The sequence below is a fragment of the Bacillota bacterium genome, assembly GCA_013178305.1.
Classification (GTDB): Bacteria; Bacillota; Sulfobacillia; order JABLXB01; family JABLXB01; genus JABLXB01.
In genome coordinates this window covers 45591-59974 of the sequence record JABLXB010000004.1, presented here as the reverse complement: position 1 = coordinate 59974, position 14384 = coordinate 45591, and the positions used below count along the sequence as shown (strand labels likewise).

Sequence of the window (14384 nt, the reverse complement as noted above, 5' to 3'; positions counted from 1 at the left end):
ACCGGCAGGGGGGCGTCCGGAATGCTTCTCATACTGAGGAGGTGCCGCCGCGCGGCGGTTTCGATAATCCTGGCGCTGGTTACCGGGTGCGTACTCCTCTTCGCTCTCGAAGTGGGGGAAGAGTACACCGAGGCCTCCAGGGTTGAAGTGTCGTGGGGCCAGGGCGACGGCCAGGTGCCTGTGGCGCTCTCAAAAGGCGGCAGCCTTTTCGGGGTCAGGGCTTTCGGCTGCGGCCTGGATGGGAGCGTTTACGTTGTCGATTCGGCCAGGGGGCGCGTGCTGAGGTTCACCCGGGCCGGCGAGCTCCAGGGCGTGCTCGAGACCGGTCGCGCGCGGATGGCGGTCGACGACGTCTGCGTGATAGAGGACGGGACCGTTCTCCTGGCCGACAATTCGTCGGTCGCCGTCATAGCCGTCGCAAGTGAGCGTCCGCCCGTCGTGCTGTGGAACGGGAAGGGCGAACCGGCCCCCGTCAGGGTGATCGAGTCGATACGGGCCGGTGGCGCCGGGAGCGCGTTCGTGGTGTATTCGACGTGGAGCAAGGAGCGATATGTAAGGACGCTTTCCGCCATCCGGCAGGGAAGCCCGGAGCAGAAGGTCGTCGAGTTCGTCGTAACGTCACCCGGGGAAACCGCTCAGGGTTCCGTCACCGGCCTGTGGGCGCCGGCGCGCGGGGGGTATTATGCACAGGTGCACGAGGGGGACCCGTTCACGAGGACGATCAGGCGGGTGGGCCCCGGGGGTGACGTCCGGACGGAATACGTGGTGAACGCGGACAGGGTGCTGCAGAGCGTGACCGTGCTCGGCGACGACCGCAGGGGCAGGCTTTACGCCGGGGTCGACCTCGGTACTCCGGAGGGCAGGGTGATGGTGTTCGACGGCAGGGGCCGTATGGTCGCTGTGGTGCCCGCCCCGTATTCCGGGAAGCACAAGTCCAGCACATACGCGAGGGTAGATGACGCGGGCAACATATATCTTCTCGAATCGGGGGAGCACTCGGCCTGGATAAGGCGGCTCGAGGCACGGAGGCGCTGGTCGGTCGGGGTGCGAGGGAGGAGTTAGAGTTGGTCGGGGCGGACCTGGTGGTGCTCAATGCCGGGCAGCTGCTGACAGTTTCAGGGCAGTCGCGGCCCCGCGCGGGCCGCGCCATGCGCGATCTGGGCATCATTGAGGACGGGTACTTCGCATCGCTCGAGGGTGTGATCGTGGACGCCGGCCCTCAGCGCGAGTTCGAGCGGCGCGTGGAACCACTTCCGGGTGCCACCGTGATCGACGCCAAGGGCGGCGTGGTTTCGCCCGGGTTTGTCGACCCCCACACTCACCTGGTGTTCGCCGGGTGGCGGGCGGGGGAATTCGCAATGCGCATCGAGGGGAGGACGTACCTCGAGATCCACAAGGCGGGGGGCGGCATCAACAGCACGGTCGAATCTACCCGTGCCTCGGACGAGCCCACCCTGCTGTCACGGGCGCTGGAAAGGCTGGATGAGTGCCTCAAGTGGGGCACTACAACTGTCGAGGTGAAAAGCGGCTACGGTCTCGATACCGGGAACGAGCTCAAGTGCCTGCGCGTGGTCTCGAAGGCCGCGCAGGTTCACCCCGCCGGAGTCGTGGGCACGTTCATGGGGCTGCACGCGGTGCCGCCCGAGTTCGCGGGTAACGCGGACGGGTACGTGGACCTGATCGTGAACGAGATGCTCCCGGCCGTGCAGCAACAGGGGGTCGCGCGGTTCGCGGACGTATTCTGCGAGAAGGGCGTGTTCACCCCCGGGCAGTCGAGGAGAGTGCTCGTAGAGGCCGGGCGAAGAGGGATGCGGGCGAAGGTGCACGCCGACGAGCTGGCGCCTTCCGGAGGGGCTGAACTGGCTGCGGAGGTTGGCGCGATTTCGGCCGAACACTTGATGATGGCTTCCGACAGGGGGCTCGAGGCGATGAGGGGCGCTGGATGCGTCGCGGTTCTCCTGCCCGGCACGCCGTTTTTCCTGGGCGGCCATGCTTATGCGCCGGCGAGGAGGATGATAGACATGGGCCTGCCGGTTGCGCTGGGGACGGATTTCAACCCCGGTTCGTGTACTCTCCAGGTGATGCCTGTGGCGATGACGATTGCCTGCACGCAGATGAGAATGACTCCCGAGGAATGCTTCACCGCGGCCACAGTTAACGCCGCCTGCGCCACCGGGATAGGCGACCGCGTGGGCAGAATAGAGCGGGGTATGGCGGCTGACGCAGTGGTGTTCGACGCCGGTGATTACCGGGAGATCCCGTACCGCTTCGCAGCGAACCTCGCGACGTGCGTGATTAAGTCAGGTCGCGTGGTGGCCAGGGACGGTGTACCGTGCTGGTCGGCGGATGGACGAGCATGACAGGAGTTTGCCGCGGGACGTAGAAAGGAGAACGCTGTGAAGTACGACTGAACACTCCGCCCAGGCGGGGCCCCCCGGGAAAGCGGCCGGTGGCGCCGGCGGCGGAACGATTCTTGCATTGACTGGAGCGTATGAGAGCGGGGGGGTTTCTCGTCAGTAGACGGGTTTGCGGCCCGATCCGACGAATCTGCGGACAAGGAAGGTGCGCCGATGAAAAGCGACATCGAAATCGCCCAGGAAGCAAAGATGAAGCCTATCGGGGAAATCGCAAAAGGCATCGGGCTCACGGAGGACGACATCGAGTACTACGGCAAGTACAAGGCGAAGGTATCACTCGATGTCATCGACAAGTTCGCCGGCAAGCCGAACGCGAAGTACGTGGTAGTCACGGCCATAACCCCCACACCACTCGGTGAAGGCAAGACCACCACCACGATAGGCCTTGGCCAGGCGCTAAACCGCCTCGGCAAGAAGACGATCAACTGCATAAGGCAGCCGTCGCTGGGCCCCGTGTTCGGGATAAAAGGGGGCGCCGCCGGTGGCGGCTACTCTCAGTGCATCCCGATGGAGGAGTTCAACCTCCACTTCACCGGCGACACCCACGCGGTCGCACTCGCCCACAACCTGCTGGCGGCGTTCATCGACGCCAGCATCCTACACGGCAACCCGTTCAACATCGACCCGTTCACGATAACGTGGCCGCGCGTCGTCGACATCTCCGACCGCGCCCTCCGGAAGGTCATCGTCGGCCTGGGCGGGTCCGAGAACGGTCACCCTCGCGAGACGGGATTTGACATCGCCGTTGCTTCCGAGGTCATGGCGATCCTCGCACTCACCAATAACATCAAGGACCTCCGCCAGAGACTCGGCAAGATCGTCGTCGGCTACAGCAAGGACGGCAATCCCGTCACGGCGGAAGACCTGCGCTGCGCCGGCTCGATGGCGGTCCTCCTCAAAGACGCGATCAAGCCGAACCTGATCCAGACCCTCGAGAATACCCCGGTTTTCGTGCACGCGGGGCCGTTCGCCAATATCGCGCACGGCAACAACTCGATCCTGGCGGACAAGATCGCGGTCAAGCTCGGTGACTACGTTGTGACCGAGGCCGGGTTCGGCGCCGACATCGGCTGTGAGAAATTCTTCAACATAAAGTGCCGCTACAGTGGCCTCAAGCCCGACGCCGCGGTCATGGTCGCGACGGTCCGCGCGCTGAAGATGCACGGCGGCGCGTTCAGGGTCGTCCCGGGCAAACCGATGGACAAGGAGCTCGTCGCGAAGGAGAACTACGACGCTCTCGCGAAGGGCTGCGAGAACCTGGCGAAGCAGATCGAGAACGTCAGGATGCACGGCGTTCCGGTAGTCGTCTGCGTCAACAGGTTCGATACCGACCACGACAAGGAAATCCAGATGATCCGCGAGCTCGCCGTGCAGGCGGGAGCCTCCGACTCCGTGCTCAGCGAGGTCTGGGCGAAGGGCGGTGAAGGCGGAATCGACCTGGCGAAGGCCATCATCAAGGCATCGGAGCAGCCCAACCAGTTCAAGTTCCTCTACCCGCTCGAGGCGTCGATCAAGGAGAAGATCGAGACCATAGCGACGAAGGTCTACGGCGCGTCGGGAGTCGATTACCTGCCGGCGGCGGAGAAGCAGATCAAGATGTACACCGCGAACGGGTTCGACAAGATCCCGATATGCATGGCCAAGACCCACCTCTCGCTATCGGCGGATGCAAGCCTGAAGGGCCGGCCGAGAAACTTCAAGGTCACCGTGCGCGAGGTCCGCGCGTCGGTCGGCGCCGGCTTCCTCTACCCGCTCCTCGGCGAGATGAGGACTATGCCCGGCCTCCCGTCGGACCCCGCCGGAGCGCACATCGACTTCGACGACGAAGGGAAGATCGTAGGGCTGTTCTAGCAGGTGTTGTCCGCAGGGCCCGGCCTGGGCTGGGCCCTGTTGGGCCCCTTCCAGCAGGACTGCACGAAATGGAGGCGACCACCGCGTCGCCTCCGATCCATCTCTAGCCCTCCTTGATGGCTTGTTGCCAGCATGTGTCTCCAGTGCTTACCTGAACGCTTGCAGGGCAGCTGCTCGTAGAAATCAGACAACTTAACAGGATTCTTTCATTTTGGGGCGAAATGCGGACCGTGTGGAAAGATTGCCATAAATTGCCACGTCCTTGTGGGACCGTTTTTATGCGACGCTCGGGGCAACATCACGGTAGTGGCCGGGTTCAACATCCACGCAGACCCGGAGGCGGCGGCTGTCGTTTTCCAGTCGGGGATCCCCATCACTATGGTTCCATGGGAGACAACGCTAAAGGCGCTGTTTGGGGCCGAGGGCATGGAGGTACTCGAGCGCTCGGACCGTCCCCTGGCCCAGACCTTTCTCAAGGCCAGCCGGACGACGGCATCGGCATGGTCCACCAGCACTTCATGTTGGCGCCCTCCCTGACCGTCGCCGAGAACGTGGTCTATGAGGACACACCGGCCGGCATGCGCCAGAAAGTGGAGATCCTGACGGCCCTGAGGAGAGGGGCCGAACTCCTGGTGTTGGACGAGCCTACCGGCTTGGTCGAAGCCTCCGTGCAGGAGGACATGGGCATCCTACAGAATGGAACGCACAATAGTCAGGATCTGAAGCAGGAACAGCGAAAGGGCTAACATTTTGTCGCGGGCAGTCATGGGAGCTATCGTAGGCCTGCTCTCCGGCCTCGTGGGTACCAGCAGGCGGGCTCGCGCTCAGATTTTTATAGGGAGATTTTCGAAGGAGGTGATTATTGCAGGAACGCACGCCTGAAACTCCAGGAGACGGCGCTTGATTCAAAGCATCTTGATTCAGGCTATCTTGATTTAGATCATCGCGAGGGGGGTAATCGGTTTTGAAGAGATTACTGGCGCTAGTAGTGATCGCGTGTATTGCCGCGTCGGTGGCAGGCTGCACCAGTAAACCCGGAGAGATAAAGATCGGATGCAACGCCGAACTTACCGGCAGCATCCCTGTAGTCGGTCAATCGTGTAAAAACGCGGCTGTCATGGCGGTGGATGAGGTTAATAAGGCCGGTGGCCTGGAGGTAGGCGGCAGGAAGTACACGATCACCTTACTGATCGAGGATAACGAGGATAAGGCTGAGTCTGCCGCGGCGGTCACTCAAAAGCTGATTAACCAGGGCCAGGTTCTCGCCATGATCGGGCCGAACGCCAGCCGCAACGCCATTCCCGCCGCGTCCATCGCCGAAGCATCCAAGGTTCCTATGATCAGCCCGTGGTCCACGAACCCCAAGACCACCGATGGCAAGAAGTACATATTCCGCGCGTGCTTCATCGACGACTTCCAGGGAGTGGTGTGCGCCAAGTTCGCGTTGAACAACCTGCAGGCCAAGACGGCCGCGGTGCTCTACGACGTAGGCAGCGAATACAACAAGGGCATCGCCGAGGTGTTCAAGAAGACGTTCGAGGGATCCGGCGGAAAGATCGTGTCGTTCGAAACCTATACCACCGGTGACAAGGACTTCAGTTCGCAGCTCACCAGAATAAAGAATGCCAGTCCGGATGTCCTGTTCCTCCCCAACTACTACAGCGAAGTCCCGCTCCAGGTCCAGCAGGCATACAAGCTCGGCTACAAGGGCAAGTTCCTGGGCGGCGACAGCTGGGGTAGCCCTGAGCTCATAAAGCTCGGTGGCGCCGATATGGAGGGCCACTTCTTCAGCACCCACTACGCCCCCGACATTGCGACTCCGGTGGCGCAGAATTTCATCAAGACTTACAAGGAAAAGTACGGGAGCACCCCCGACGATGTCGCGGCGTTGACCTACGACTCTTTTAGCCTGCTGTTCCAGGCGATCAAGGCAGCGGGGAAGCCCGACAGGCAGGCCGTACGCGACGCCCTGGCAGGGATCGCGAAGTTTGAGGGGGTTACGGGAGTCCTCCAGTTCAAGGGGACCGGAGACCCTGTCAAGAGCGCGGTCATCCTCCAGATCAAGGACGGCAACTTCAAGTACTTCGAGACGGCCAAACCATAACCGGGTGCAAAGAGGGGCGGAAAGGGGCCGTCACGGGACGGCCTCACCGCCCCGATTTGCCTGGGGGAGGGTCACGCATTGGTGCACCTTGTGCAACAAGCACTGAACGCGCTCCAGCTGGGTAGCGTGTACGCCTTGATAGCGCTGGGATACACGATGGTCTACGGCATACTCCGGCTGATCAATTTCGCGCACGGCGATATCTTCATGGTCAGCGCCTACCTCGGCGTGTTTGCGGCGGGCTTTTTTCTTTCCTTCAGGCACGCGCCGTTATGGCTGGCGTTCATCCTGACCATGCTCGTTTCGATGATAGGAACCGCGACGCTCGCCGTCATCATAGAGCGGGTGGCGTACAGGCCGCTCCGGAACGCGCCGAGGGTGTCATTGGTCATAACTGCACTGGGCGCCGGCCTGTTCCTGGAGAACTTCACCCTCGCAACCATGGGCGCGGAGCCAAGAAAGATGCCGGCTCTCATTCCTGTCGTCAACATCGACCTCGCCGGAGTGACGGTATCAACCATCCAGATCCTGATTGTTGTGGTTTCCGTGGTCGTCATGTTAATCCTTGACACAATCGTCATGAAGACGATGACAGGCATGGCGATGCGCGCCATATCCTTCGACAAGAACGTGGTTCCCCTCATGGGAGTGCCGCTGGACCGGATCATTTCACTCACATTCGCCATCGGGTCGTCGGTCGCGGCCGCCGGTGGAATTCTTTACGGGATCGCCTACCCGGTCATCGACCCGTACATGGGGATCAGGATCGGGTGGTGGGCGTTTATCGCTGCCGTCGTGGGCGGCATCGGAAACGTGCGGGGCGCGATGATAGGGGCGTATATTCTCGGCTTTGTGGAGATATTCACCCCGCTCGTTCTCCCGTCTTCAACGTACAGGGACTTTGTAGCCTTCTCGATTCTCTTGCTGTTCCTCGTGTCCAAGCCCACCGGCATACTGGGCAGGCCCAGCGTGCAGAAGGTGTAGGCCAACCGCCTTGAGCGAATGCAAGGTACGAAATGTGAGGTGCCTAAATGAGGAAACGGGACAAACACATCTGGGTCATCCTGGGCCTCATCCCCGCCCTGGCGGTCCTCCCCCACACCGGACTGGTCAACCCATACCTGGAACTGGTGCTCATGTACATAGGAATCAACATCATCCTGACCGTCGGCCTGAATCTCGTCAACGGATACATGGGGGAGTTCTCCGTGGGTCACGCGGCGTTCATGGCAATCGGGGCATATGCATCCTCCATCCTTACAGTAAAAGTTATTCCTGCAGCCTGGGGCGCCACGTTGTTCCCGCTGGTGGTACTTGCAGGGGGCGCCGCGGCAGCGCTGGCGGGAGTGGTCATCGCTGTCCCTTCTTTCAAAACGAGGGGCGACTACCTGGCGATTGTCACGCTGGCATTCAACATGATCATCAGGAGCGCCCTCGAAAACATGGAGGTAATTGGGGGACCGCGAGGCTTTATGGGTATGGCCAAACTGACTAACCCGGCCTGGGTGTACGTGTGGACCTTGATAGCGGTGTTCGGGGTCAGGAACTTCGTCTACACGAATTACGGGCGCGGGGTGCTTTCGATCAGGGAGGACGAGGTGGCGTCGGCGCTGGTCTCGGTGGACACCCGCAAGTGCAAGGTGCTCGCCTTTGTGCTGTCTTCATTCTTCGCCGGAGTGGCGGGGGCGCTATTTGCACACCTGCTCCAGTTCATCAACCCCAGGTCGTTTACGATACTGAAATCTACCGAGGTGCTGGTTATGGTTTACCTCGGCGGCGTCGGCTCGATCTGGGGGTCCATACTCGGCGCCGCGATATTCACGGTTCTTCTCGAACTCCTGAGGCCGCTGATGGTGTGGCGGTGGGTGGTCGGCCCGTTAATGCTGGTGGCGCTCATGCTATTCAGGCCGACAGGCATAATGGGTCTTCGTGAACACAGGTGGTTTTTGCCCGGGGACGAGGACATGAGCACGGTGGAGGTGAAGGCCGATGTCGCTGCTTGAAATGTGGGGAGTCACCCATTTTTTCGGCGGCCTGCGGGCGGTCCGCGAGTTCGAATTACGTGTCGAGCCTGGCGAGCTGGTCGGGATAATCGGGCCGAACGGAGCCGGCAAGACCACCGTGTTTAACCTTATAACCGGCGTGTATCACCCAACAGAAGGATCGATAACCTTCAAGGACAGGGACATCACAGGTATGGCGCCCAACGTCATAGCCTCAGCTGGCATAGCGAGAACGTTCCAGACCATCCGGCTATTCAAGGACTTGAGCGTACTGGATAACGTACGAATCGCCCAGTTTTCGCAGATAAAGTATGACCCGTGGCAGGGCTTGCTCAGAACAGGCGCGTTCAAGAGCGAAGAACGCGAGGTGCGCTCGAGAGCGCTTGACCTGCTGGGCATATTCAACCTGAAGAAATACGCGGGGATGCCCGCCAGGAGCCTGCCCTATGGAGAGCAGCGCCGCCTGGAGATAGCGCGGGCGCTTGCATGCAACCCCTCTCTCCTGCTTCTCGACGAACCAGCCGCCGGCATGAATCCCGGGGAGATTTCGAAGCTGATGGATCTTATCCAGTGGGTGCGGAGCCAGTTTAACCTCACTATATTGCTCATCGAGCATCAGATGAAGGTGGTCATGGGGATCTGCGAGAGGATCAAGGTGCTTGACTTCGGGGAAACGATCGCCGAGGGGCGGCCATCGGAGATCCAGAGCAACCCGCGCGTGCTCGAAGCGTATCTCGGAAAGGAGATGGTCGTGTGAGCACACCTTCCGCGCCGCTTCTTTCCGTAAGGGAACTATCGGTGTCGTACGGCAGCATCCGCGCGCTGCGTGGGATCTCGTTCGACGTCTATCCCGGGCAGATAGTAACGCTGATAGGAGCGAACGGGGCCGGGAAGTCCACCGCGCTGAGGACAATATCCGGGCTGCTCCGGGCCAAATCGGGCGGCATCATGTTGGACGGTCAGGATCTATTGAAGCGACCGGCGCACGAGATCGTCGAGATGGGCATAGCACACGTTCCAGAGGGTCGCGGGATATTCGGGAACCTGACCGTCCTTGAAAACCTCAAACTGGCGACGTACGCAAGGAAAGACCGCGCGGCCGTCAAACAGGACCTGGAGCGGGTGTTCGCTACATTCCCCCGCCTCAGGGAGCGACAGAATCAGTTTGGGGGCACTCTGTCCGGCGGTGAACAGCAAATGCTGGCCGTCGGGCGCGCCCTGATGACGCGGGGCAGGCTGATGCTCCTCGACGAGCCGTCGATGGGTCTTTCCCCCATCCTCGTCCAGGAGATATTCCGGATCATAAGGGAAATCAACCAGAGCGGTATCACCGTTCTCCTGGTCGAGCAAAACGCGCACATGGCGCTCCGGATAGCAGATTACTGCTACGTGCTCGAAACGGGTACCATCGCGTTTTCGGGGACGGCCGACGCCCTCCTGGGCGATGTCCGCATTAAGGAGGCATACCTCGGCGGGTCCGGCAGGGAAACCGCCTGACGCAGCGGAATTATCCTTGCCGTAGGACCTCACGATCACGTGGCGCCATACATAGGTCCTCACACCATGGTGACGAACCGCCGCAGTGCGACCGTGGCCGTAATGTACCAGGGCCTAACGCACCAAAGCGCAACTGGGCATTCTAAAGAATGACATGAGAATGACATGCACGAAAGTCAGGATCTGAAGCAGGAACAGCGAAAGGGCTAACGATTTGTCGCGGGTAGTCATGGGAGCTATCATAGGCCTGCTCTCAGGCCTCGTGGGTACCGGCGCGGGCGGGCTCGCGCTCAGATTCTTCGGAAGACCGTCCGACAGGGTATTCAGCATCATCCTCGGGTTCTCCGGCGGCATCATGCTGTCCATGGTCGCCTTTGACCTCATGCCCCAGGCCTTCCGTCTCGCCAGCGTGGGCTGGGGGATTGCGGGCCTGGTCGGGGGCGCGCTGCTCATCGGGCTGATCGACCTCCTGACGCCGCACGTCCACTTCATGTCTGACGACACCGAAAGCTCCCGGTTTGTCAGGGCCAGCCTCCTGATCGGCATCGGGATCGCGATACACAACCTGCCGGAGGGCCTCGCGATCGGGGCCGGCTACCTTGCTTCCGAGAGATTCGGCATCGGCCTGGCCATCATGATGATGCTTCATAACGCGCCTGAGGGTATGGCGATGTCGGCCCCAATGTGTAGAGTCGACGGGTGCACCTGGAAGGTGGTGGGCTGGGCGGCAGCGGCGGGCCTGCCGGAGGGGGTAGGCGCGCTGATAGGCCTGGCGCTTGGAGGGGTTTCGCCGATCGTGCTGGCGCTTGCCCTCGGCTTCGCGGCCGGCGCGATGCTGTTCATAACTTGCGACGAACTCATCCCCGATGCGCAGGAGTTCCGCGTCGGGCATACGGGAACGTGGGGGATTGTTGCGGGAGTGGTGACGGGCATTGTATTATCTACTTTACTGGAATTGCATTAGGTTGGACCCCCGGGCCAAGCGCTGGGAGGCGCGCTGGAGATCCGGCTGAGAGGTGGCGGTTCGCTCATGGTGCTGGTAGTTGACGTAGGCAATACGAACGTCGTGCTCGGAGTATACAGGGGCAAGGATCTCGTGGCGCACTGGCGCGTGTCGACGCAGAGGCACAGGACGTCCGACGAGTACGGTATCCTGTTCTGCCAGCTGTTCACGTACGACGGGCTTGACCCCAAGTCCGTGGATGCCGTCGTCATATCCTCGGTCGTCCCGCCGCTCACGGGCCACGTCGAGGAGATGTCCAGGAGGTTCTTCGGGGCCGAACCGCTTGTCGTGGGTCCGGGGATAAAGACGGGTATCACGATCAGGTACGATAACCCGCTCGAGGTGGGCGCCGACCGGATCGTCAACGCGGTCGCGGCCTTCACTAAATACGGTGGCCCCGTGATCGTAGTGGATTTCGGTACCGCCACGACTTTCGACGCCATATCCCGCAAGGGCGAGTACCTGGGCGGCGCGATCTCTCCCGGGATCGGGATCTCCGCCGAAGCGCTCTACACGCGCGCCGCAAGGCTCCCCAAGATCGAGATGATCAAGCCGCCGTCCGCGATCGGCAAGAACACTGTTGCAAGCATGCAGTCAGGGATACTGTTCGGTTATGCCGGGCTGGTGGACGAGCTGGTAGACCGGACCAGGAGGGAACTCGGCGGGTTCGCGCGTGTCGTGGCTACCGGGGGTCTCGCGTCGCTAGTGGCGCCGGAGACGAAGACGATCACCGAGGTCGACCCGTGGCTCACGCTCGAAGGACTGCGCCTGATATACGAGATGAACGCCAAGGACATGCAGGCGGAGGCGGTATTGCGGTCGTGTTGAATGCCACTCAGAGGGAGAGGTATCAGAGGCAGATTGTCATCCCGCCGGTAGGAGAGGAGGGGCAGGAGAGGATCCTGCGCTCCCGCGTCCTTGTCGTCGGCGTTGGGGGGCTTGGGTCCCCGGCTGCATACTACCTTGCCGCGGCAGGCGTTGGTTTCCTCGGACTCGTGGATGGCGACGTAGTGTCAGAGTCCAACCTGCAGCGACAGATCATCCACTCCACCTCGACCCTCGGCGTGCGGAAGGTCGAATCGGCCGCCGCACGGGTGAGGGAGCTTAACCCTGGCGTGACGGTCAGGACTTACGAGGGACCCCTGACCCGCGGCAACGCGCCGGACCTCGTCCGGCAGTACGACGTGGTGTTGAGCTGCCTCGACAACATGGAGGCGAGGTACGCCCTGAACGACGCGTGCGTCGCCGAACGGAAACCGTTCGTCGAGGGGGGCGTGATGAGGTTCAACGGCCTCGCGACCACTGTCGTCCCGGGTGTCAGCCCCTGCTACCGCTGCATATTCCCCGAGACTCCCCGCGAGGGCATGATGACTCCCGCACAGGCCGGCGTGATCGGGCCGGCGCCGGGCGTGATCGGCTCCGTGCAGGCCGTAGAGGCCATCAAGATCATCCTGGGGATAGGGGACCTGCTTACCGGCCGGCTGCTGCTGATCGACCTGTTGGGCGGGTCATTCAGGGAAGTATCGGTGCAGAGGAACCCGTCATGCCCTGCGTGCGGCGGGATGACGGCCGGATAGCACGGGGGTCCCGAGCTGGGCGGCAGTCGTGCTCAGAACAGCCTGAGCTCGGCCAGCGCGTCCCAGGTAGCGGCGTTCTCGAATCCCCGGCGCCACGAGGCGACCCCTTTCAGTCCGAACTTCTTCACCAGCGCGACCCGCCTGCGTATCGACTGCTCGTCCTCGATCCACATGACGTACCTGTGGCCGTTCTCCTCGTACCGCACGACGAACTGTTGCGCCTCCGCATCCCACGACGGCTGGAGTTGCCTGTCGCGAATGATCGCGGCAGCCTCGTCCATCGACACGGCGCGCTGTGTCACCCGCGCGGCCTCGCCGTTCGAGGCCCCAGGCGCGGCGGGCGTGGCGTCAGGCGCCAGCCGGCCGGGCGCCGCCGCCGGGCCGGGCTGCTTCCACAGGCGCGTGTAGAACGGCACGCCGAGCACGACCTTGGACGGGGGGACGTCCTCGAGCAGCGAGCGGATGCCCTTCTCCACCCACGGCAGTGACGCCGTCGGCCCCGGAGTCTGCGACCCCGCGGGGTACTCGTCGTAGGCCATGAGCATCAGGTAGTCGGCCGCGCTCCCGAGCGCCTTCCGGTCGTAGCATAGCGACCAGTTGCCGCTGGACGACTTCACCGTGACGTCGATGGAGACCGCGAGCCCCTGTTCGTGCGCGAGCGGGACGAGCTCCCTGATGAACTGCACGAGCAGCCCCGCGTCTTCCTTGAATACGTTCTCGAAATCCACGTTTATCCCGTCGAAGTCGTACATCTCCGCGTACAGGAGCAGCGAGCGTACGATGTTCTCCCTCGCGGCCGGATCCGACAGGAACGCGCGGGTCCGGTTGGGGTCGAACCCGTTGTCCACCAGCGCCCAGACCTCGCAGCCCCGCGAGTGAGCCCACTTCACGTATGCGGGGTCAGCGCGGCACGTGACGCTCCCCGAGCCGTCGGCCACCTTGAGCCAGGTAGGGGCCACCACGTTCACGCCCGGGAGTGGGCCGATCGACGATGGCGCGGGGTTCTTGTTGAGCACGTGCTCCCAGGTGAGGTTTATCCGTTCGCCTGTCCTCTTCCACGGCCTGTAGTAGTCGGGGGCCGGTGGCTGGGGTGCGTGAGTGACCCCTTTGAGGACCACCGCCGCCTTGGCGACGTATCCCGGGAGGCCGCTCTTTTGCCTGGCGAGGTACCAGCCGTGCATCTCGCCAAACAGGTACACCTCGGACCCCTGCTTGAGTTCGCTTATCACCGGCGCCTTGACCGAGGGAGACGTTCTTATGGCGGTGTCGACCGTCGTTTCGCCCGTCGCGGACTGCGAGCCGGGCGGGTCGATCACCACGACGTGCGATTCGGGGTCGTGGTGGACGGACAACCCGAGAAGGCGGGAGAACGGCTCCGCCGGCGCGTAGGGCCGATCATCCATCATCACGGGCGCGATCGACAGGGAAACCGGCCGGCCGTTGACGTAGGCGGTGAGGTCGCCGGTGCGCATTTTGACTACACGGTCCCTGGTCGTCACGATGACGGCGCGGGCCGTCTCGTCCCACACGATATGCGGGTCGACCAGGTCGTGCAGCGCTTCGACGGGGAGCAGCAGGCGGCCGTCCGCCACGACGGCCGGAGCGGCGTGACGTATGCCGCCGGCGACGAGCGCGGGCCTGTCCGGTGATGGCTGTACGGCCGGTTCATCTGATGGGATGTAGGGCAGCACCGCCATGTACGCGATCGTGCACAGGACCACGACCGCGAGCGGCGCAACAAACCACGGTGCGCGCCTTCTCCGGGTTACCTGGGGACCGATTGCCGCCACGACTCTCCGCCCTTAGGCCAGGTTAACTGGTCATACCTGCCAGGAACATCCAGTGCAACCCCGCAGGCTGATCGACATAATACTTCGACCATCCGCGGCGGATCTCTTTTTTCGGTAACATCGGAGAAATCTTCGCCAGACG

Annotated in this window: 13 protein-coding genes and 1 pseudogene; 13 read left to right on the top strand and 1 reads right to left on the bottom strand. The window is 62.4% G+C overall.

The window, feature by feature from the left end; all coding sequences use genetic code 11:
* Nucleotides 1–21 precede the first annotated feature (21 nt).
* The 13 genes and pseudogenes from HPY55_10255 (at nucleotide 22) to HPY55_10195 (ending at nucleotide 12452) form a co-directional block, all read left to right on the top strand.
* Nucleotides 22–1062 carry a hypothetical protein gene (locus tag HPY55_10255; protein ID NPV71010.1) on the top strand — a complete coding sequence of 347 codons (1041 nt, stop codon included), beginning with the start codon at nucleotides 22–24 and terminating at the stop codon, nucleotides 1060–1062.
* 17 nt (nucleotides 1063–1079) lie between these two features.
* Nucleotides 1080–2360, top strand: coding sequence for an imidazolonepropionase (locus HPY55_10250; GenBank protein ID NPV71009.1), 1281 nt, complete (start codon nucleotides 1080–1082; stop codon nucleotides 2358–2360).
* Nucleotides 2361–2570: 210 nt separating this feature from the next.
* A complete protein-coding gene (locus HPY55_10245) occupies nucleotides 2571–4268 on the top strand; it encodes a formate--tetrahydrofolate ligase (GenBank protein ID NPV71008.1) in 1698 nt (565 codons plus the stop codon).
* A gap of 240 nt (nucleotides 4269–4508) precedes the next feature.
* Entirely contained in the window at nucleotides 4509–4805 is a 297-nt protein-coding gene (locus HPY55_10240; protein NPV71007.1) for a hypothetical protein, read from the top strand.
* Nucleotides 4754–4927 (top strand): annotated as a pseudogene (locus HPY55_10235) (ABC transporter ATP-binding protein). The gene HPY55_10240 and the pseudogene HPY55_10235 overlap by 52 nt, the downstream one beginning before the upstream one ends.
* A 305-nt stretch (nucleotides 4928–5232) precedes the next feature.
* Complete coding sequence (locus tag HPY55_10230) at nucleotides 5233–6372, top strand: ABC transporter substrate-binding protein (GenBank protein ID NPV71006.1); 1140 nt, start codon at nucleotides 5233–5235, stop codon at nucleotides 6370–6372.
* 78 nt (nucleotides 6373–6450) lie between these two features.
* Nucleotides 6451–7356: a branched-chain amino acid ABC transporter permease gene (locus tag HPY55_10225; protein NPV71005.1), complete on the top strand. Its 906-nt coding sequence runs from the start codon at nucleotides 6451–6453 to the stop codon at nucleotides 7354–7356.
* Between the two features lie 47 nt (nucleotides 7357–7403).
* A complete protein-coding gene (locus HPY55_10220) occupies nucleotides 7404–8375 on the top strand; it encodes a branched-chain amino acid ABC transporter permease (GenBank protein NPV71004.1) in 972 nt (323 codons plus the stop codon).
* The gene (locus tag HPY55_10215; GenBank protein ID NPV71003.1) at nucleotides 8362–9132 is read left to right on the top strand and encodes an ABC transporter ATP-binding protein; all 771 of its coding nucleotides are present in this window, start codon (nucleotides 8362–8364) and stop codon (nucleotides 9130–9132) included. Before HPY55_10220 ends, HPY55_10215 begins: the two co-directional genes overlap by 14 nt.
* Complete coding sequence (locus HPY55_10210; GenBank protein NPV71002.1) at nucleotides 9129–9872, top strand: ABC transporter ATP-binding protein; 744 nt, start codon at nucleotides 9129–9131, stop codon at nucleotides 9870–9872. Before HPY55_10215 ends, HPY55_10210 begins: the two co-directional genes overlap by 4 nt.
* 214 nt (nucleotides 9873–10086) lie before the next feature.
* Complete coding sequence (locus HPY55_10205; protein ID NPV71001.1) at nucleotides 10087–10836, top strand: ZIP family metal transporter; 750 nt, start codon at nucleotides 10087–10089, stop codon at nucleotides 10834–10836.
* A 66-nt stretch (nucleotides 10837–10902) separates the two neighbouring features.
* Nucleotides 10903–11703 carry a type III pantothenate kinase gene (locus HPY55_10200; protein ID NPV71000.1) on the top strand — a complete coding sequence of 267 codons (801 nt, stop codon included), beginning with the start codon at nucleotides 10903–10905 and terminating at the stop codon, nucleotides 11701–11703.
* Nucleotides 11697–12452, top strand: a complete 756-nt coding sequence (locus HPY55_10195; GenBank protein NPV70999.1) for a HesA/MoeB/ThiF family protein — start codon at nucleotides 11697–11699, stop codon at nucleotides 12450–12452. Before HPY55_10200 ends, HPY55_10195 begins: the two co-directional genes overlap by 7 nt.
* A gap of 32 nt (nucleotides 12453–12484) precedes the next feature.
* Here the strand turns inward: HPY55_10195 and HPY55_10190 are convergent, their stop codons facing one another.
* The gene (locus HPY55_10190; GenBank protein ID NPV70998.1) at nucleotides 12485–14242 is read right to left on the bottom strand and encodes a glycosyl hydrolase; all 1758 of its coding nucleotides are present in this window, start codon (nucleotides 14240–14242) and stop codon (nucleotides 12485–12487) included.
* Nucleotides 14243–14384: the final 142 nt, after the last annotated feature.

What these genes read in the sequence shown, in the direction of transcription:
- HPY55_10200 (NPV71000.1), top strand. Translation starts at nt 10,903, where the DNA reads ATGGTGCTGGTAGTTGACGTAGGCAATACGAACGTCGTGCTCGGAGTA.
- HPY55_10215 (NPV71003.1), top strand. Translation starts at nt 8,362, where the DNA reads ATGTCGCTGCTTGAAATGTGGGGAGTCACCCATTTTTTCGGCGGCCTG.
- HPY55_10245 (NPV71008.1), top strand. Translation starts at nt 2,571, where the DNA reads ATGAAAAGCGACATCGAAATCGCCCAGGAAGCAAAGATGAAGCCTATC.
- HPY55_10255 (NPV71010.1), top strand. Translation starts at nt 22, where the DNA reads ATGCTTCTCATACTGAGGAGGTGCCGCCGCGCGGCGGTTTCGATAATC.
- HPY55_10220 (NPV71004.1), top strand. Translation starts at nt 7,404, where the DNA reads ATGAGGAAACGGGACAAACACATCTGGGTCATCCTGGGCCTCATCCCC.